At 68.9% G+C, this 17983-nt stretch carries 16 protein-coding genes and 1 other RNA gene; 3 read left to right on the top strand and 14 right to left on the bottom strand.

Annotated features, from left to right (window positions below):
* Positions 1-10: 10 nt before the first annotated feature.
* A complete protein-coding gene (locus tag ABD901_RS38500; protein WP_345134951.1) occupies positions 11-1252 on the bottom strand; it encodes a cytochrome P450 in 1242 nt (413 codons plus the stop codon).
* Positions 1253-1497: 245 nt separating this feature from the next.
* Here ABD901_RS38500 and ABD901_RS38495 point away from each other — a divergent pair, with 245 nt between their 5' ends.
* The gene (locus tag ABD901_RS38495) at positions 1498-2259 is read left to right on the top strand and encodes a hypothetical protein (RefSeq protein ID WP_345134949.1); all 762 of its coding nucleotides are present in this window, start codon (positions 1498-1500) and stop codon (positions 2257-2259) included.
* 48 nt (positions 2260-2307) lie between these two features.
* Here ABD901_RS38495 and ABD901_RS38490 read toward each other — a convergent pair whose 3' ends face one another.
* A complete protein-coding gene (locus tag ABD901_RS38490; RefSeq protein WP_345134947.1) occupies positions 2308-3390 on the bottom strand; it encodes an aldo/keto reductase in 1083 nt (360 codons plus the stop codon).
* A 127-nt stretch (positions 3391-3517) separates the two neighbouring features.
* Between ABD901_RS38490 and ABD901_RS38485 the strand changes: the two genes are divergently transcribed.
* On the top strand, positions 3518-4411 hold the full coding sequence (locus tag ABD901_RS38485; protein ID WP_345134945.1) for an AraC family transcriptional regulator: 894 nt from the start codon (positions 3518-3520) through the stop codon (positions 4409-4411).
* A gap of 75 nt (positions 4412-4486) precedes the next feature.
* Here ABD901_RS38485 and ABD901_RS38480 read toward each other — a convergent pair whose 3' ends face one another.
* The 4 genes from ABD901_RS38480 to ABD901_RS38465 all read right to left on the bottom strand — a co-directional run bounded on the left by ABD901_RS38480 (position 4487) and on the right by ABD901_RS38465 (position 9096).
* Entirely contained in the window at positions 4487-6829 is a 2343-nt protein-coding gene (locus ABD901_RS38480) for a chitobiase/beta-hexosaminidase C-terminal domain-containing protein (RefSeq protein WP_345134943.1), read from the bottom strand.
* 413 nt (positions 6830-7242) lie between these two features.
* Complete coding sequence (locus ABD901_RS38475; RefSeq protein ID WP_345134941.1) at positions 7243-7599, bottom strand: nuclear transport factor 2 family protein; 357 nt, start codon at positions 7597-7599, stop codon at positions 7243-7245.
* 143 nt (positions 7600-7742) lie between these two features.
* Complete coding sequence (locus ABD901_RS38470) at positions 7743-8108, bottom strand: hypothetical protein (protein WP_345134939.1); 366 nt, start codon at positions 8106-8108, stop codon at positions 7743-7745.
* A 148-nt stretch (positions 8109-8256) separates the two neighbouring features.
* Positions 8257-9096 (bottom strand): alpha/beta fold hydrolase, encoded by an 840-nt coding sequence (locus tag ABD901_RS38465; protein WP_345134937.1) that lies wholly within the window; start codon positions 9094-9096, stop codon positions 8257-8259.
* Positions 9097-9152: 56 nt separating this feature from the next.
* On the opposite strand from ABD901_RS38465, the gene ABD901_RS38460 reads away from it, so the two are divergent.
* Positions 9153-9677: a PadR family transcriptional regulator gene (locus tag ABD901_RS38460; protein WP_345134935.1), complete on the top strand. Its 525-nt coding sequence runs from the start codon at positions 9153-9155 to the stop codon at positions 9675-9677.
* 142 nt (positions 9678-9819) lie between these two features.
* Here ABD901_RS38460 and ssrA read toward each other — a convergent pair.
* The 8 genes from ssrA to ABD901_RS38420 form a co-directional block, all read right to left on the bottom strand.
* Positions 9820-10193: a transfer-messenger RNA gene (gene ssrA, locus ABD901_RS38455) on the bottom strand.
* Between the two features lie 69 nt (positions 10194-10262).
* A complete protein-coding gene (locus ABD901_RS38450; RefSeq protein ID WP_345134933.1) occupies positions 10263-11450 on the bottom strand; it encodes an SRPBCC domain-containing protein in 1188 nt (395 codons plus the stop codon).
* A gap of 62 nt (positions 11451-11512) precedes the next feature.
* Positions 11513-11992: an SsrA-binding protein SmpB gene (gene smpB, locus ABD901_RS38445; protein ID WP_345134931.1), complete on the bottom strand. Its 480-nt coding sequence runs from the start codon at positions 11990-11992 to the stop codon at positions 11513-11515.
* 270 nt (positions 11993-12262) lie between these two features.
* Entirely contained in the window at positions 12263-13138 is an 876-nt protein-coding gene (ftsX, locus tag ABD901_RS38440; RefSeq protein WP_345134929.1) for a permease-like cell division protein FtsX, read from the bottom strand.
* Between the two features lie 67 nt (positions 13139-13205).
* The gene (gene ftsE / locus ABD901_RS38435; RefSeq protein ID WP_345134926.1) at positions 13206-13886 is read right to left on the bottom strand and encodes a cell division ATP-binding protein FtsE; all 681 of its coding nucleotides are present in this window, start codon (positions 13884-13886) and stop codon (positions 13206-13208) included.
* Between the two features lie 200 nt (positions 13887-14086).
* Positions 14087-15205 (bottom strand): peptide chain release factor 2, encoded by a 1119-nt coding sequence (prfB, locus tag ABD901_RS38430; protein WP_345134924.1) that lies wholly within the window; start codon positions 15203-15205, stop codon positions 14087-14089.
* Between the two features lie 29 nt (positions 15206-15234).
* Positions 15235-15750, bottom strand: coding sequence for a PadR family transcriptional regulator (locus ABD901_RS38425; protein WP_345134923.1), 516 nt, complete (start codon positions 15748-15750; stop codon positions 15235-15237).
* A gap of 104 nt (positions 15751-15854) precedes the next feature.
* Positions 15855-17948: a serine/threonine-protein kinase gene (locus ABD901_RS38420; RefSeq protein ID WP_345134919.1), complete on the bottom strand. Its 2094-nt coding sequence runs from the start codon at positions 17946-17948 to the stop codon at positions 15855-15857.
* Positions 17949-17983 lie beyond the last annotated feature (35 nt).

Here is a 17983-nt window from a genome sequence, read left to right as displayed (position 1 = left end):
AGCCGATGCGCTAGGCGATCGTGATCGGGATCTCCTGGTAGCCGTGGAAGGTCATCAGGTCGAGCGTGCGCGGTGGGGCGGCCAGTGCCAGCCTGGGGAACCGGCGTAGCAGCATCGGCAGGGCCAGCTGGATCTCCAGCTTACTCAGCGCCGCGCCCAGGCAGTAGTGCGGGCCGACCGAGAACGACATCGTGTGGTTGTCGGGGCGGTGCGGGTCGAACACGTCCGGGTCCGGGAACCGGCGCGGGTCCCGGTTGGCCGCGCCGAGCAGCACGAGCGCCTCGCCGCCGGCCGGCACCCGGACCCCCGCCACCTCGGTGTCCTCGGTCGCGTAGCGCACCCCGAACTGCACCGGCGTCTTGTACCGCAGGATCTCCTCCACGTAGGCCGGCGCCATGTCGGGCCGGTCCCGCAGCTCGGCCCGGTGCGCCGGCCGGTCCATGAGCAGGATGAGCCCGTTGCCGATCGAGTGGACGCTGGTGAGGAAGCCCGCGTTGTACACCCCGATCAGGTTGGCCACGAGCTCCTCGTCGCTGAAGTCGGCCGAGCCCGATGCACGAGCCTCCAGCAGCGTGCTGGTCAGGTCGTCCCGCGACTCGGCCCGGCGCGCGGCGACCAGCTTCTCGAAGTACCCGGTCAGCTCGACCGCCGCCGCGTCCCCGGCCTGCAGGTATCGCCAGTTCTGCCGCCCCGGCTCGAGCACCAGCGAGAACGGCTCCGACCGGGGCGGGAACCACGGCCGGTCCTCCTCCGGCACTCCGACCAGCTCTCCGATGACGTCGCTGGGCACCGGGTACGCGAACAGCTTCATGAAGTCGACGGTCCGCCCGCCGGCACCCGCCTCCTCGACCTGGTCGAGCCGCCGGTCGATGAGCCGCACGATGGCCGGCTCCAGCGCCGCCATCCGCCGCGCCGTGAACGCCTGCGCCAGCGGCCGTCGCAGGCGGGTGTGATCCGGCGGGTTGAGGAAGAACACGGTCTGCTGCAGCACCTGCAACGACCGCCGCCGCCTCCACAGCGGCTCGTCCCGACCGTCGAGCCGGTCCAGGTGGGCCGCGTCGAGGATGCGAAATACCGGATCGCGCGTGAGTTTCTCGATCGCTTCGTACCCGTGCACGACAACGGAATACCGATCCGCCGAAGGATCGAGCGGCGCGGCCTGCCCGAGCTGATGCAGCCCGGCATAGAACGGATAGGGGTCCCGCCGCCCTTCGGCCGAGAACAGTTCCCCCAGCGCAATCACGGTCTGCATTCGAGCCACGCCTCCCCAGGCGCTCGACGACAACGCTTCGGACACCGCGCCGATCCTAACGATGCAATGGACGACCGTCGATATTTTGGATCAATCGAATATCTCGAATCAATTTCACAAGCGCCAATGTGTACGCCATCTGGCCAACGGCGATATGGCCCAGCGCCGGGTCGGACGAGGCCGGCGTGTACGGTGATGCGCGCCGCCGACGGCACGGAGCGCCCCACGAGGAGGCAGAGCACGCTGTGGACACCCACGTCTTGTTCGTCCTCGGTGTGCTGCTCGGCAACGGCATCGGCTGCCTGCTGGCCGTGTTCTGCCTGGTCCGGATGACCGACCAGCGACGGACGGCACGCAACCGCCTCCTGCTGGTCCTGGTCGCATCGTGGGCCCTGGTCGAGACCGCCCGCGACGACATGCTCTTCGTCGCCGCGACGACCATTCATATGAACGACTTCGAGGTCCGCTTCCTGCTGGCCCCGAGCATGGCCCTGACCGTCTTCGCCGTCCTCTTCACGTCGGCGATCCTCTGGCTGGTCGCCATGCGCCCTCGACCGCTGTGGACGATCGGCGGCGGCACGGCGATCGGCCTGCTGTTGTCCGCGATGTGCGTGCAGGCGGCGCTCGCCGGCCGCGCCGGATCGGCCATGTCGATCGACGTCGTCGCCGCCGCCGTGATCGCCGCCGGCCTCGGCGCGATGACCGGCATCGCGGTCTGGCTGGGAACCGGCGCCACGAGCCGCCAGACGATCGCGACCGCCGTCGCGCTTCTGGCGATCTGCCTGACGATCGCCCAGTACCTGATCGCCAAGGCGATGACGACCGACCCGTCCGTCACGGTCGACAGCGAGACCGGGTTCAGCCCGATCCAACTGGGCGTCCTCACCGCGGTGGCCTTCGGGGTGAGGGCCATCGCACTGACGGTCATGAGCATGATCGACGAGAACCACCCCGAGCCCTTGACGGACCACGACGTCGTCGTCGCGGACGGCCGTCGCCAGGGCTGACGGCGCTCAGACCCGCGAAGCAGGGCCGCTACTGCCAGTTGATTGCCGTCAGTACCGGGCGGAGCTGGCTGTCAGCATGGGCAGCACAGAGCTGTGGACACCGTCGACGGTTGCGCCGGCAAAGGCGAGCGACGGCGCCAGCAGCCGGTTGTTCTCCGCCGGGAAGTTGAGCGGTGGATCCGACACCTCGTCCAACGCGGCCATCTGCGCGTCGGTGAGGTGCACGTCGAGCGAGGCGAGGTTGGCCCGGAACTGATCCACCCGGCGCGCACCGACCAGCGTCGAGGTCACGCCCGGCCGTTGGCGCACCCAGGCGAGCGCCGCCGCCGCGGGAGTGGTGCCGGCCTCCTGCGCGACGCGCTCCAGCACGTCGATGACGTCGTAGTCCTTCTCGCTCGGCCCGCCGACCAACCCGCCCCGCAGCGTGTCGACCGAGCCGGGGCGGCGGCGCGAATACTTCCCCGACAGCAGGCCGCTCTTCAATGGGCTCCACGGCATGACGCCGAGACCGAGCTCCTGCGCCATCGGAATCAGCTCACCCTCACTGGTGCGCTCCAGCAGGGAGTACTCGACCTGCAGGCCGATCGCCGGCGCCCACCCGCGCAGCCGCGCCGTCACCTGCGCCTCGGCGGCCTTCCAGGCGGGCAGGTCGGAGAGGCCGACGTACCGAATCTTCCCGGCCGTGACCAGGTCATCGAGGGTCCTCAGGGTCTCCTCGATCGGCGCCGTGCGATCCCAGTTGTGCAGCCAGTAGATGTCGATGTAGTCGGTCCGCAGCCGGCGCAACGAGTTCTCCAGGGCGGCCACGATCGACTTTCGCCCGGCGCCGCCGCCGTTCGGGTCGCCCTCGAAAAGGTTGGCGAAGAATTTGGTACCGATGACCACCCGGTCGCGCAGACCGGCGCGCGCGGCGAACCAGTCGCCGACGATCTTCTCCGAGTGCCCGTTGGTGTAGATGTTCGCGGTGTCGATGAAGTTGCCGCCGCGCTCCAGGTATTCGGCGAGGATCGCTTCGGACTCCTCGACCGATGCACCCCAGCCGTGGTCCTCGCCGAAGGTCATGGTGCCCAGAGTCAATGGGCTGACCCGCAGTCCCGACCGGCCGAGGCTGACGTACGAATCCAGAGACATGCTCCACTGGCCTTTCTGATCTGCTCTTCCGTGTCTCCCCCAGTACATCCACGCCGTCGGCGTGCCGGTAGGCGAATGCTTCCACGCTCTTGCCTGATCCTGCCAAACGTGGAACCATCGAAGTGTCATGGACCATCTCGACGAGCTGCGGACCCTCATCTCCCGGCATGCCGACGGCCGCTACCGGCCGACCCGGCTGCCCGGTGTGATGGTCATGGAGTCGAACGCCCCGACCGAGCCCCTGAGCGCAGTGGCGCAACCGTCCTTCGCCATCGTTGCCGAGGGCGTGAAGCGCACGATCCTCGCCGGCCAGACCTTCGACTACGGTCCGGGCCAGTATGTGGTGATCTCCCTCGATCTCCCGGTCACCGGTCACGTCCTGCGGGCAGGTCCGGACCGGCCGTTCCTCGGCATGGGCCTGACCTTGGACCCGGCCACGATCGCCGCCCTCCTGCTGGACGCCCCGACCGCCCCCCGCACCGACGCCTCCGGCATCGCGGTCAGCGACGCCACGGACGACCTGCTGGGCCCGATCGTGCGGCTGCTTCGCCTGCTCGACCGCCCGGAGGACATCCCAGTGCTTGCCGCGCCCATCGAGCGGGAGATTCTCTGGCGGCTGGTCAACGGTCCGCAGGGCGCCACCATCCGCCAGATCGGCCTCGCCGACAGTCACCTCTCCCAGGTCGCCCGGGCCATCCGGCGCATCCGCACCGGCTACGCCGAGCCGCTGCGCATCGAAGACCTGGCAAAGATCGCGGGGATGAGCGTCACCTCGTTCCATCGCCACTTCCGCGCGATCACCGCGATGAGCCCGCTGCAGTTCCTGAAGCAGATCCGCCTCCAGGAGGCGCGCACCCGCCTGATCGTGGACTCCCGAGACGTCGCGGCGGTGGGATACGCGGTCGGCTACGACAGCCCCAGCCAGTTCAGCCGGGAATACCGTCGCCTGTTCGGCGCACCGCCCGGCCGCGACGCGGCGCGCCTGCAGTCCCTGGCACCCATGGACCCCACCATGGTCTGAACTGTCGCAAAGCGACAAGCCGAAGGCGCCCCCCGCCGGAAGCAGGGGGCGCCAGTGGTGGAGCGGCCTCAGGGCCTACGGGTAGTTCGTCACCTTGACCGGGGTGGTGCCCGATGGCGTGACCGCGCCCGTGTCGTTGATGACATGGGTGATGGTGCCCTTGAAGTTGAGCGATACCGTCAGCACACTGTGGAACCGGACGCCGGCGGTGTTCGGCACCTCGAACGAGTGGTAGAGGTTCACCGCGGGGTTGGTGTTGAAGAAGCAGTAGCTGCCCAATCCCCATGCCTCGTGCGTGGTGACGTTGGGTCCCACCTTGTATGCGGCGTATCCGTTGAGCCCGTTCGGGCCTATCCAGGCCGCCTGGTTCGGCACGTCGTACGGCTTCTCGTTCTGGAAGAAGATCGTCTTGCCGTTCTGACCGTTCCAGACGACCTCGTACTTCTGGTAGTGCTCGACGAACAGGCCGGTCGCCAGGACGTTGTTGCCGTTGACCAGAACACCGGTGTCCGCGGTGTTGATCGTCCAGCCGACGGTGCCCGCGTTGCCGTGGTCGGCGCGCCAGGCCCAGGTGTGGTCGACGATCACGTTGTTGCTGTTGACGACGAGGCTGTTCGTCGCCTTGCCCACCGTCGCGCCGCCGATGCGGAAGAACACGTCCTGCAGCGTCGTCGGGTTGGCCGTGTGGTCGGCGGTCGAGCCGGACGGGCCGGCCGTCAACAGGGCCGCCGAGTTGGTCGTGCCCGCGTCGAACAGCAGGCCCTTGATCCGGACGCCGTCGACGTCGGCGACCTGCATGGCGTTGACCCCGTTGTCCGGGATGAGCGTCGGGTACCCGATGCCGAGCACGACGGTGTTGGCCCTCGTCACGTTGAGGGTCTGGTTGAGGTGGTACACGCCGGGCGTGAAGAACAGGTTGCAGCCCGACGCCAGCGCGGCGTTGATCGTCGAGGCGGTGTCGGCCGCCTTCACGACGTAGAACTGGCTCATCGGCAGCGACGTGCCCGGGGTGCTGCCGCTGGCCCAGCTCACGCCGGATGCGTTGGTGCGCAGCGACGGCAGGAACACGCGGTACTTGCCGGTGCCGTCGATGTAGAGGTACGGCACGTCGCGGGAGACCGGAGTGGTGCCCAGCGTGGTCATCGGCGGGGTCGGGAAGGAGTTCGCCGGGGCACCAGCGGTGCCGGAGAACACCATGTTCCACACGCTGCCGTTCCAGCTGCCGAGGGTGCTGTCCTTGGTGTACCACTGCTGCTGCGAGGCCGACGAGACCTGCCCCGACACCCTCGTGTCGGAGATGTAGCCGCCGCTGGCGAAGCCGAAGCTCGCCGGGTACAGCAGCAGGTTGCCGCGGACGTCGATCCGGCGGAACGGAGCGGCCTGCGACACGGCCCAGCGGTCGGAACCGCTGCTCGGGACGATGGTCAGGTTCTCCGCCGAACGCCAGAAGTTCTGCGTCGCGTTGCCGGCATCGGAGGCGTTGAAGGCGTCGACCGTGACGTCACCGTTGATCGTGACGCCGCCCGGGTTCTGACCGAGCCCGGCGACCGAGGTGTAGAAGCCGACATCGTCGCGAACGTTGTACGTGCCGGGCTTGAACAGGTGGGCCACCCGCCGGTTCGCCATCTGGGCGGTCTGGGTGTCCTTCTGCGCGTTGAAGTCGGCGTCGAGCTGCGCCTGGATGGTCGCGGTGGACATGCTCGGGTCGAAGATGCGCGTGTTCGGGCCGAAGTCCGGGATGTCGGGCTGGGTCGTGCACGACGTCGCGGTGCTGATCGTGTAGGTCGCGCTGGCGACCGCGGAGTTCGTCAGGCCGGACAGCAGGCCGATCGCCCGCACCGTGGTCGTGGCCGAAATCGAAAGCGGTCCCGTGTACAGCGTCGACGTGGCCGTCGGCGTCGAGCCATCCAACGTGAACCGGATGCTCGCACCCGCCGTCGCCGTCGCCAAGGTCACCGACTGCGTAGTCGTGTACGTCCCGCCCGGCGGGCTGAACGTCGGCGTGGCGACCGTGCCGGTGCCGCCGCCGTGGGTGTAGAAGAAGTGCGGAGTATCGAACTGGGGACCGTTCTTCTCGTAGGTGAACCAGTACTCCAACACGAAGCCGCTGGTCAGCGAGCTGACGGTCTGCTGCCAGGTCCCAGCGTTGTTGGTCATGCGGAAGTTCTGCTGACCAGCGTTGGGGGAAAGGTAGTGGACGTCGACGTACCTGGCGGGGGTCGTCGGCGTGAACGAGATCTGGGCCTGCGTCGCGTTCAGCTGCGTGACGCTCTGGGTGTAGTCCTCCGGTCCGGCGGCGGCTGGGCGACCGCCGCCGACAACGACGAGTACGACGGCGGACGCGGCAACGGCGGCCTTGACCAGGCCCTTGCGCCAGCGTGATTGGTGGTGAGCGGGGTCTCGACGGCTCCAATTCATGGGATGGACGCCTCCAAGCATGACTGCGGCGGGGTTGGGGCGGCGCAGTGAGAGCGCTCTCTCACGTAGCGTGACAGTAGACTGGCAACTCTGGCAACGGAAGAGTTACACCCCAGAAACATTTCCGCGGACAAACACCAACGTGAATGTACGACGCAGCCCGTTTACTTTTGTCCGCAACGCCCCACCGCAACCGGGAAATATCACAAGATCCGACACCGAAATACGCGGCAGCGGCCCCTGCCGAGAAGCAGAGGCCGCCAGTGGTGGAGGCAACGAGCGCCTACTTGAACCCGACTACCTGAGACTTGATCGCGCTGGGCGCGACAAAGGCATCGATGTTCGGCCCGAATGCGAACGGCTCCGGACTGCGTTGTTGCGCAGCCGGCAACCTTCTCGCGGCCGCGAGGTCTCTAGAGCGGAGTCTCCTGATAGGTCGCCTCGCGCCAGTTACCGTCCTGGCGCAGCCAGACCTCGCCGACGAGCACATCGCGGGGAACCGGCTTGTTCGCGTAGGTGCCGTCGAGCGTGCTGTGGAAGCTGACGAGCGCTTCCTCGGGCCCAAGCAGCGTCGTGGTCAGGTCGTCCGTCAGGTAACTCCGGAAGGCGTAGTCGTCCAAGTGGTCGAGCAGCTGTGCGCGCCCGTCGAAGCGGGCATAGGACATGATCGAAACGTGGTTGTCCGTGACGAGAGCTGCGACCTTGTCCCGATCGTGCTCGATGAACGCGGTCCGCAGCTCGGCCACGGCGGCGCCCAACTCGCGATGCAAACGGTCCTCCTGCACGTTCGTACCCCCTCTTGCTGTGGTCTCCCGGCATCCCGACTAGCGACCATCGGGACATAACGGGCGTCGTCCTACCCACCAGGGCGCCGGGTAACAGGGGCGAACGTGTTGACCAACGGGTACGCGCTTCATGTCGAGCCTCGCAGGTAACTGGCTACCGCCGACGAGAACACCCCAGCGGGCAGCGCCTGCGGTGGGCTCGCCGACGGCAGGTCGGGCAATGCGGCCTGCCCGGCGGCGAACGTCCCACGGTGCGCCGCCGAAGACTGTCCCGCCGCGGTGCGCCAGTAACGGTCGGCCGCGACGTCGAACTCGACCAGCCCAGCCGCAGCCAGCCGACTGACCGCCGCGACGAACTCGTCCTCCCGAGGAATCGCATGGTTCAGGTAGTCCGCCGCAGCGATCACCTGACGCAACGACGACCCACGATCCGAACTCACCCCGCCGATCGCCCGCAGAATCCACACGTCAGAGAGTGTCCAGCCTTCGTCCAAAGCGGTCTCCATTCGTCGTACGGGCAGATCAACCAGTACAGCAAAGGCGGCATACCGCGCAGCCGGGCAGCCTCGCCGAACGCAAAGCGAAGGCGCCCTCGCCAGCGGTGGAGCTGACGATGGCCTACTTGAACCCCGCTTTGACCGGTCACGCGGGTTGCCACAAGTCTGGACGAGCATCGCCGACCCTCTCCGCCGAGGTGCGCTGCGGCGAGTCGTGCAGCGCGGCCCGCACTGCCGTGGCGAAGCCGTCCACGTTGTCGAGCATGATGTTGTGGCCGCTGTCGGGGATCGCCACAACGGTGACGCCGGCAGCCGTGAGCCGGTCGCCGTCGGGGCGCGGTCCGTCCGCCGCCGGGTACAGGAAGGTACGGGGATGGGGTAGCGCCTCCAGGTGTTGCCGGACCGTCGGAGTGGTGCCGCGCAGGAGGCTCATCGCGCTGCGGTACAGCGCCTGGGGTCCCGCCTGCCGCATGGTGGCCGCCCAATGCGGCCCGACGAACTGCAGCGTCTCGTCCCAGCCGTGGTCGAGAAACTCCGCTTCGGTTCGGTAGACGCCGATGCCGGAGCTGCCGGGACGCTTGACGGTGGGCAGGTGCGGCACAGGATCGAGCGGCGCATCGATGAGGACCAGCCGGCGGACCAGTTCCGGGTGGTGCGCCGCGAGGACGGTCGCGACGGCACCACCCATGCTGTGCGCGACCACGTCGGCCTGATGCACCCCGATCGACCCGAGGGCGCGTGCCAGGACCTCGGCGTGCATGTCGAGGCTGTACGACGCGTCCAACGGCCGGTCACTGATGCCGAAGCCCAGCAGGTCGAGCAGGAGCGAGCGGTGACCGGCCAAGGCCGGATGTGCGATCGCCTCCGCGTAGTAGGGCGCCGAGCTCGCGCCAAGGCCGTGCAGGTAGACGCGGGTGGGCCCGCTGCCGGGAACCTCCACCCACCGGAGCCGGGATCCGTCGGGAAACACCTCAACGCTGTGCATAGGCGCCAAGGTACCTCGAAGCCGAGGTACCTTGGCAAGAGGGTACGATGTCGATCATGTTGGAGCTTGCCGTCCTCGGCTTCCTCTACGACGAACAGCTGCACGGTTACGAGCTGCGCAAGCGCATCGCCGCGCTCGCCGGCCACGTTCGGCCTATCGCCGACGGCACGCTGTACCCCTTGTTGAAGCGCATGGAGCGGGCCGGGCTCCTGGTGCGCGAGCTCCAGCCCGGCCAGGCCGCAGCGCCGCGGCACATGCTGGCGCTGACCGCCGATGGCAGGGCGGCGCTCCTGGACCGCCTCCGTGCGCCCGACGAGCTGGACATCACCGACGAGAACCGATGGTTCGCCCTGCTGGCGTTCCTGCGCCACCTGCAAGACCCAACGGCGCAGGCCGCGGTCCTGCGACGCCGGCTGGACTTCCTGACCCAGCCCGCCAGCTTCTTCTGGGAAGGCGACCGGCCGCTACGTGCCGCCGATTTCGACGATCCGTTCCGGCAGGGACTCTTCAGAATCGCGACGGCCACGACACGCACCGAGCTCACCTGGCTACGCGAGACGCTGACGTCGCTGAAAGGGTGACTTGAACCCGCCGAGCGCGCCCCGCGGCTCTGAGGGGGCGTGGGTGGAGCGAAGCTCCCCCACCGGGGAGCGAGCGAAGCGAGCGCGAAACACCCGGAACCACAAAGGCGAGCGGCCCCTGCCGAGAAGCAGGGGCCGCCAGTGGTGGAGGTGCCGGGAATCGAACCCGGGTCCTTCGTCGCTTTGTTAGGACTTCTCCGAGCGCAGCTCGCTGTGCCTCTACTCGGCCCTACCAATCACGCGAGCGAGTTGGTATGACGGGCCCAGCCACAATTAATCTCACCGCGCGAGCCCCGTGACCGGACTCGGTTGGCCAGCCTTCTAGCTGATGCCGGTTACTGGGCCGAAGGCATTCCCAGACCGACAGAACTTCACCCTAGCTTAGGCAGCGAGAGCGAGTTCGGAGCGCTTGTAGTTGGCGCTTATAACTTTCCGACGACTGATTCACGAGACAACGTCGGCTTCCTCGGCTCGCTTCCCCTATCGCCACAAACAAAGTCGAAACCAGTCACCCCCGCGTGGGTGGTGGTGGCTGCCGCACGCCACCGTGCGACCGATCAAGCGTAACGCGTCCCCGCCATAGTTTCATCCCGGTATCCCGGTGCACGCCCGGCCGTCGTTCGTGCAGGTGAAGGGGCCGTTGCGTACGCCGAGGCCATCGACGTCGAAGTGGACGGTCACCGAGGTGCCGGGCGTGACCGTTCGGGTGTTGTCCGCCGGGGTGAAGGAGGCGCTCTGGCGCGGGTGGCGGAGACGTTGCTGACCTCCAAGTACAGCAGCTGGGACGTTGCGAGCAAGCGCGTGGTGGCCGGGCGGAGCGGTCGCCGACAAGCGGTCGGTGGCCGCCGGGACCGTGGCCTGTGCGGGGCCGGGGCGCTCGCCGCCCGTGCGCGGCGGGCGGGCCGGATGTAACGCGGTTGCCTTGCCGATCAAAATCGCGGCCACCGCGAGCAGCAGCAGGATGGCGGCGCCGGCGGCCACGGCCTGGCCGCGCCGGTCCGCCGACCAGTAGCGGGCGCCCGCCAGCCGGCGCCATCCGTCGCGTACCGCGGCCCTGCCCCGCGCCGCGATCTTCCCCAGCCGCGCCGTGCGGGCCGCGGCGGGGCCGGAGGAAGCCGGCTGGGCGGGCACCGGTGCCTGCGTGACCTTGGCTACGCCGGTCGCACGGGCGCCGAGCACGGCGGCGGCGAACCCGGGCACCGGCGTCGTCGGGCGCCGGCCGGCAGTGGAGCGCGTGTGCGAGCTCAGGCCGGGCGCGGAGCGGCTCGGGGCGCCGGGCCGGCCGGGCAGGCGGTTGAACGGTCCGCCGCCGTTACGGCGTGGGTTGGGCGGAGCGGGCGGCGTCTCCGGCTCGGCGTCCTGCGCGGCGATCTTGGCCAGAGTGGCACTCAGCGGGCCTTCGAAGAGGGAGGTGTACGTCATGAGCAACACCCGTCGCCGCATCGCCCCCTGCGGGCCGAGAAAACCGCTCTGCGTGAACGTGAAGCGACTGCCCTCGGCGCGCTCGGTCAGGGTCATCGCGACGACGGTGTGCAGGTTGGTGGCCGCCCAGCGCATCACCAGCCGGCGCGGTGCCTCGACGGTGACCAGCTGCCCCTCGATCGGGTCTTCCAGGCCCTCCAGGTCGTGCGCCTGAAACGTGAACGTCCCGTTTTCGCGAACCATGAACCGCGTCGTCGGCAGCCAGTCGGTGACCAGGTGTGCCTCGGTGAGTGCGCGCCACACCACGGAGGGTGGGTGCTCGAGGTTGACATCGACCCGAATCTCGGTCACGCACGGACTATATGGCCTCTACGCATTGCTCGCAGAGGGGCTACTTACGCGCGAGGGCGCATCTACTCAGCGCGGCCCTTGCCCCGGCTGCCCATAACGCGAGCGATCTCGCGGTCCGCGTCGCGTTTCGCCAGCGTCTGGCGCTTGTCGTAGGCCTTCTTACCGCGCGCGAGCGCGAGTTCGACCTTCGCCCAACCGTCGGCAAAGTACACCGACAGCGGCACCAGAGTCAGGCCGCTCTCCCGCACCTTGATGCCGATTCGTTCGATTTCCTGCCGCTTCAGCAGCAGTTTCCGGATCCGGCGGGGCGGGTGGTTGGTCCAGGTGCCCATCGTGTACTCGGGAATGTGCATCGCATGCAGGAAGACCTCTCCGTCGGAGATCTGCCCGAACGCGTCCACGAGCGAGCACCGCCCGGCGCGCAGCGACTTGACCTCGGTCCCGGTGAGCGCGATGCCGGCCTCGAAGGTCTCGAGGATCTCGTAGTCGTGGCGCGCCTTCCGATTGGACGCGACCAGCTTGCGTCCCTTTTCGCGCGGCATCGACCCCTCCAGAGTTTCTCGACCGGTCTGAAGAGTATCGCGCCCGGCAAGACCATTTCGGGCCGGAGAGGCCGAGCGCCCGCCGTAGGAGAACGCCCCGTGGAGAGCCGAAGCCGAGGCGGACCCGGCGAAGGCACAGGAGCGGGCGTCCGGGCGCGGAACGGGCGCGGAAGGAGCGCCGGAGAGCACCTCGGGCGCCCGTCTCGTGGGGACGCGAAGGGCGGGCCCCGGAGAACCGGAGCCCGCCCTCGTGCAAAGGCCGCGGAAGCGTCAGACGCGGACGTAGAACCGCAGGGTGACCCAGGCCGTGACGGCGCTGACCAGGCCGCCGGCGCCGCACAGGACCGGGAGCATGAGCCAGATGTTGCCCCAGTCGACCGGTAGTAGGACCGTGGCCAAGGCCTTCAGCGATCCGTCGATGAAGAAGATCTTCGCGCAGACCAGGGCGCCGAAGGCGAGGATCGCGCCGATCAGGCCGGCGAAGACCGCCTCCAGGACGAACGGCATCTGGATGAACCAGTTCGAGGCGCCGACGAGCTTCATGACGGCTACCTCGCGGCGTTTGCTGTACGCCGCGACCTGGATCGTGTTGGCGACCAGGAGCAGCGCCGCGGCGCCCTGGATGATCGCGACCGTCAACGCCAGGGTTTGCAGCGCGCCGAGCAGGTCGAAGACCCGTTTCAGTAGTTGCTTCTGGTCGATGATGTCGCTGACGCCCTCCTGCGTGCGGAACTGGTCGGCGAAGTCCTGGACCTTGTTCGGGTCCTTGAGCTTGATCCGGTACGACTCCGGCAACGAGTCCGGCTTCACCGAGCTGACCAGGTCGGGCGCGTCCTTGAACTGCTCCTGGAATCGGCTCCAGGCCTGGTCCTTGGTCTCGTGCTGGTAGGACTGCACGAGGGCGTTGGACTTGATCGACTCTTCGAGGTTGCTGCGTTGGTCGTCTTTGATGTCGGGCTTGAGGAAGACCGACACCTCCACCCGCTGGTAGAAGAAGTCTTCCATCTTGCCGACCTGGAAGAACAGCAACAGGCTCGCGCCGAGCATGGTCAGCGACACCGTCATCGTGATGATCATCGCGATGGTCATCGTGACGTTGCGCCAGAGCCCGGTCAGGACTTCGGACAGGACGTATCTCACGCGCATCGGGTGGGGGTTCCTTCCCAGCGGACCCAGCAGGAGGACGGAGGGCGGTGCGGACTACGGCTGGAGGTCAGCCGTAGACACCGCGAGGCTGGTCCCGCACGATTCGGCCGCTCTCGATCTCGACGACCCGGCGCCGCATCTGGTTCACGATGTTGGAGTCGTGCGTCACCATGACCACGGTCGTGCCGGTCCGGTTGATCCGGTCCAGCAGCCGCATGATCTCGATGGACGTGTCCGGGTCCAGGTTTCCGGTCGGCTCGTCCGCCAGCAGGATCAGCGGCCGGTTGACGAATGCCCGGGCGACCGCGACGCGCTGCTGCTCACCGCCGGAGAGCTCGTGCGGGTAGCGGTGCTCCTTGCCGCCGAGGCCGACGAGCTCGAGCACCTCGGGGACGACGCGGCGTGCGACGCCCTTTGACTTGCCGATGACCTCGAGGGCGAACGCGACGTTCTCGTAGGCGGTGCGGTTCGGCAGGAGCCGGAAGTCCTGGAACACGCAGCCGATCTGCCGGCGGAATTGGGGGATCCGCCAAGAGCGCATCGACGTCACGTCGCGCTCGTTCACGACGACCTTCCCCCGGTTGGGGGTGACCTCGTGCAGGAGCAGCTTGATGATCGTGGACTTGCCTGAGCCGGAGGGACCGATGAAGAAGACGAACTCGCCCTTCTCGATGTTGACGGAAACATCGTCAAGGGAGGGGCGAGACGCCTTCGGATACGTCTTCGTCACGTGGTCAAGCCGAATCACGGGACGTGAGTCTACGCGGTGTGACAAGTGAGCCAAGTCCACGGCGTGCGGCATGCGCGATTTGCCGGAAATGCGGACCCGACTAGGGGACGCGAACCGCAGGGCAGCGCTTGATTCCACACTGGAGTGTGACGTACGCCTCACTTTTTTCTGGCGTGGCGGCGATCACGTTAGGTAATTGACGCACTCCAAAGCGATCATCACGCGGCCGTGCCGAGCTCCCGCTGCTTGCGCCAGCGGATGCCGGCGTCGATGAACGCGTCGAGGTCGCCGTCGAACACCGCGGTCGGGTTGCCGGTCTCGTGCTCCGTGCGCAGGTCCTTGACCATCTGATAGGGGTGCAGGACGTAGGAGCGCATCTGGTCGCCCCAGGAGCCGGCCACGTCGCCGCGCAGCGCGTCCATCTTCGCGGCCTCCTCGGCCCGCTTGACGGCCAGCAGCTTGGCCTTCAGCACGCCCATCGCGGTCGCCTTGTTCTGGATCTGGGAGCGCTCGTTCTGGCAGGAGACCACGATGCCCGTCGGGATGTGGGTCAGCCGCACCGCCGAGTCGGTCGTGTTGACGCCCTGGCCGCCGGGGCCGCTCGAGCGATACACGTCCACGCGCAGTTCGTCGTCCGGGATCTCGACGTCGTCGGTCTGCTCGACCACCGGCACGACCTCCAGCGCGGCGAACGACGTCTGGCGGCGGCCCTGGTTGTCGAACGGGCTGATGCGCACGAGCCGGTGCGTGCCCGACTCGACCGACAGCGTGCCGTAGGCATAGGGCGCCTTGACCGCGAACGTGGCCGACTTGATCCCCGCCTCCTCGGCATAGGAGGTGTCGTAGACGTCCGTCGAGTAGCCGTGGCGCTCGGCCCAGCGCAGATACATCCGCAGGAGCATGTCGGCGAAGTCGGCCGCGTCGACGCCGCCGGCGCCGGCGCGGATCGTCACCAGGGCCTCCCGGGCGTCGTACTCCCCGGACAGCAGCGTGCGCACCTCGAGCTCCTCGATCGACTTGCGCAGCCCGGTGATCTCGTCGCCGACCTCGCCCAGCGACGACGTGTCGCCCTCGGCCTCGGAGAGCTCCAGGAGGACCTGGGCGTCGTCGAGGCGCCCGCGCAGCCGCTCGAGCTTGGCGATCTCGCCCTGGACGTAGGACAGGCGCGAGGTCACCTTCTGAGCGGCGACCTGGTCGTCCCACAGGTTGGGAGCCGACGCCTGCTCCTCGAGATCGGCCTTCTCCTTGCGCAGGCGGTCGAGGTCGAGCACGGCCTCGATATTGCGAAGGGTGCCGTCAAGGTCCTTCAGAGCTTCGGCGTGGTCCAGAGCAGTCACGCATCCAGACTACGCCGGGTCGCGAAGGGCTATTTGCCCGGCGCGCTCTTGAGCCACGTCAGCGCGGCCTTGTGATATCCGACGGCGAACTCCAGCGACGCGGAGAAGAAGTCGTCGCCCGACTTCTTGGCCTCCTTCGCCATTTCGCGCGCCTCGGTCAGCGCCGCATTGTGGAATTCGGCCGCCTGCGCGTAAACCTCCTGCAACTGGGCGGCCGACTGCTGCGCGCCGAACGCGACGCGCAACGCCACCGGATTGCGCAGCGACTCGCGCCCGGCCGGCTCCGACAGCCACCTGGCGAACGCGCGCTTGCCCGCCGGCGTGATCGCATACGGCTGGCTGGAGCGCGCGCCCGGCTTGCCGAGCTTGACGTATCCGGAGTCGGCCAGCGCGGGAAGCTCGCGGTAGACCTGGCTGCGCGTCATCGACCAATACGGCCCGAGGCGCCGCTGGGCGGCCGCCATCAGCTGCCCGCCCGTCATCGGCCCCTCGTGCAGCAGCCCCAGCAGGGCCGCCGCGGTCGCGTTGACTCCAGAATCCGCCATAACCCTACGCTGTCATCTTTCGACGGCGCAGTCCAGGATTTCGGGAAATCCACTGTCGACTGTCGCGCTGCGACTGTCGAGTTAGGACGGCCGTTCCACCGGCGTCACCCGAATGTTGGGAACGAGGGAAACGCCGGCATCGACGGGAATGACGGCATGGGGTCGCCGATCCCGGGAAGCCCGGTCTTGGTCGGCGTCGGGGTGGGCGTCGGCTTCTTCGTCGGCTTCTTCTCGCCCGGCTCGGTCGCGGTCTCCCCCGGCTCGCCCGGCGCGCTCGTCTCCGGCGTGGCGCTCGCGCCCGGCGCGGCCCCCGCGGAGCCCGACCCGGCCGGCGCCGGCGTGGTGACGTTGACCTTCTTGTCGCCGCCGCCACCGGCCTTCTGGTCGCCGCCAGTGAGCAGCAGGACCCCGCCGACCGCGAGCACCACGATCAGCAGCAAAGCGCCGCCGACCCCGGCCAGCAGCCGCCGCTGCCGCCGCGCCGCGTCGCCTGAGTGCGGCTGCGTGGGCGGCTCCTCCTCGGCGAACTGGCTGAGCGGCTCGAAGTCCCCCTCGACGGCCGGCCGGACCGGCTCGAAGCCTCCGGCCGCAGCGGGCCGAGCCGGCTCGTAGCTGCCTACCACCGCGGTCGGCTCCGCATCGTACATTTCCGAAATTTCGGAAATGTACGATGCAATCGGCACGCTCGCCACGGCGGGGGCGTCCGCGGCGGACGCGGAAACGATCTGGGTCGCCGGCTCGTCGTCCGAAGCCGGCGGCGCGGCCTCGAAGCGGAGAACGGTCGGCGGCTCGTCCGGCGAGCCCTCCCGCTGCGGCGGAATGATCATGTCCGCGGCGAGCGCGGCGTCGGCCCAGAGCGGCGCAACGACCTCGGCAGCCACCTCCACGGACTCATCGGCGGCGGTCGCTCCGCTCGAAGGCGCCGCGTCCGCGGACCCATCGGCCGGAGACGTTCCGCTCGAAAACGCCGCGTCTGCGGACCCATCGGCCGGAGACGTTCCGGTTGACGGTGCCGCGTCCGCGGACGCATCGGCGGGGGTGGTTGCGTCCGAAAGAACGGCCTTATCCGGTACAACCGGAACCTCGGACAAATCCGAAATGGCCTGCGTGGGCAGCTCGGCCACATCGGGAGCCGCGGTCGAGAGGTCTGCGGCGCCGTACTGCTCGGTGGGCAGGTCGGCGACGCCGTGCGGCTCGGTGGGCAGCTCGCCGATCGGCACCGCCATCATCAGCGCCGCCGAGGCGGCCGCCGGCGACGTCGGCGCGGTGGGCAGCGGCACCCAGTCGACGCGGCGGACCGGCGCCTGCACGGGCGCGGTCTGTTCCGCGGAGCGCTGCCAGAACGTGACCGCCTCCGCGGGCAGGCGCGGCAGCGGCTCGAAGCCGTCGAGCGCGCCCTCGGCGGCGCGCAGCCGGCCGACGATCGAGGCGGCGGTCGGGCGCATGCGCGGGTCGATCTCCATGCACGCCTCGATGACCGGCCAGAGCGCGGCCGGCATGCCGGGCGGCGGCACGGCCACGCAGTCGGCGTGGCGGCGCAGGACCTCGTTGGGCGAGCCGCCGCGGTACGGGCTGCGGCCGCAGATCAGCTCGAAGAGCACGACGCCGAGGGCGTAGACGTCCGCGGCCGGGCTGGGCGTGCCGCCCGCGACGACCTCCGGCGAGACGTACTCGGGCGTGGCGTGGGTCGGGCCGGCCGGCCGGTCGAGGCGGCGGGCGACGCCGAAGTCGGCCAGCCGGACCGGGCCGCCGTCGGTCGGCACGAGCAGGTTGCCGGGCTTGACGTCGCCGTGGACGATCCCGCTGGCGTGGACATACGCCAGCGCGTCCGCCACCTGCGCGACGACCTCGGCGGCGACGGCCGGCGGTAGCGGGCCCTCGGCGCGCAGCCGGCGGCGCAGGTCCGGGCCGGCGACCAGCTCCATGGCGATCGCCAGCACGCCCCTGTCGGTGACGAGGTTCTTGACCCGGATCACGGACGGGTGCTCGAGGCCGGCCAGCAGCTCGGCCTCGCCCAGGAAGCCGTCCTTGAGCTCGGGCACCTCGGCGGCCTCGGGTCGCAGGATCTTGACCGCGACCCACTCGTTCGCCTGGGTGTCGTACGCCCGCCAGACCGCGCCGATGGCGCCCCGGGCGACCTCCGACTCCAGCCGGTATCGGTTGCCCAGTAGCGTCTTCGCGCCCGTGACCGTCTTCATGACCCGTCCCTCCCCCTCACCCCAGACGGTAGGCG

The organism is Dactylosporangium darangshiense (assembly GCF_039537565.1).
Classification (GTDB): Bacteria; Actinomycetota; Actinomycetes; order Mycobacteriales; family Micromonosporaceae; genus Dactylosporangium; species Dactylosporangium darangshiense.
Note: the sequence above shows the minus strand (reverse complement) of the source record. Positions and strands in the feature narration are given on the sequence as shown.

Coding starts and splice junctions, on each gene's coding strand:
- ABD901_RS38500 (WP_345134951.1), bottom strand. CDS start 1,252: ATGCAGACCGTGATTGCGCTGGGGGAACTGTTCTCGGCCGAAGGGCGG.
- ABD901_RS38490 (WP_345134947.1), bottom strand. CDS start 3,390: ATGTCTCTGGATTCGTACGTCAGCCTCGGCCGGTCGGGACTGCGGGTC.
- ABD901_RS38485 (WP_345134945.1), top strand. CDS start 3,518: ATGGACCATCTCGACGAGCTGCGGACCCTCATCTCCCGGCATGCCGAC.
- ABD901_RS38480 (WP_345134943.1), bottom strand. CDS start 6,829: ATGAATTGGAGCCGTCGAGACCCCGCTCACCACCAATCACGCTGGCGC.
- ABD901_RS38465 (WP_345134937.1), bottom strand. CDS start 9,096: ATGCACAGCGTTGAGGTGTTTCCCGACGGATCCCGGCTCCGGTGGGTG.
- ABD901_RS38460 (WP_345134935.1), top strand. CDS start 9,153: ATGTTGGAGCTTGCCGTCCTCGGCTTCCTCTACGACGAACAGCTGCAC.
- smpB (WP_345134931.1), bottom strand. CDS start 11,992: ATGCCGCGCGAAAAGGGACGCAAGCTGGTCGCGTCCAATCGGAAGGCG.
- ftsX (WP_345134929.1), bottom strand. CDS start 13,138: ATGCGCGTGAGATACGTCCTGTCCGAAGTCCTGACCGGGCTCTGGCGC.
- ABD901_RS38425 (WP_345134923.1), bottom strand. CDS start 15,750: ATGGCGGATTCTGGAGTCAACGCGACCGCGGCGGCCCTGCTGGGGCTG.
- ABD901_RS38420 (WP_345134919.1), bottom strand. CDS start 17,948: ATGAAGACGGTCACGGGCGCGAAGACGCTACTGGGCAACCGATACCGG.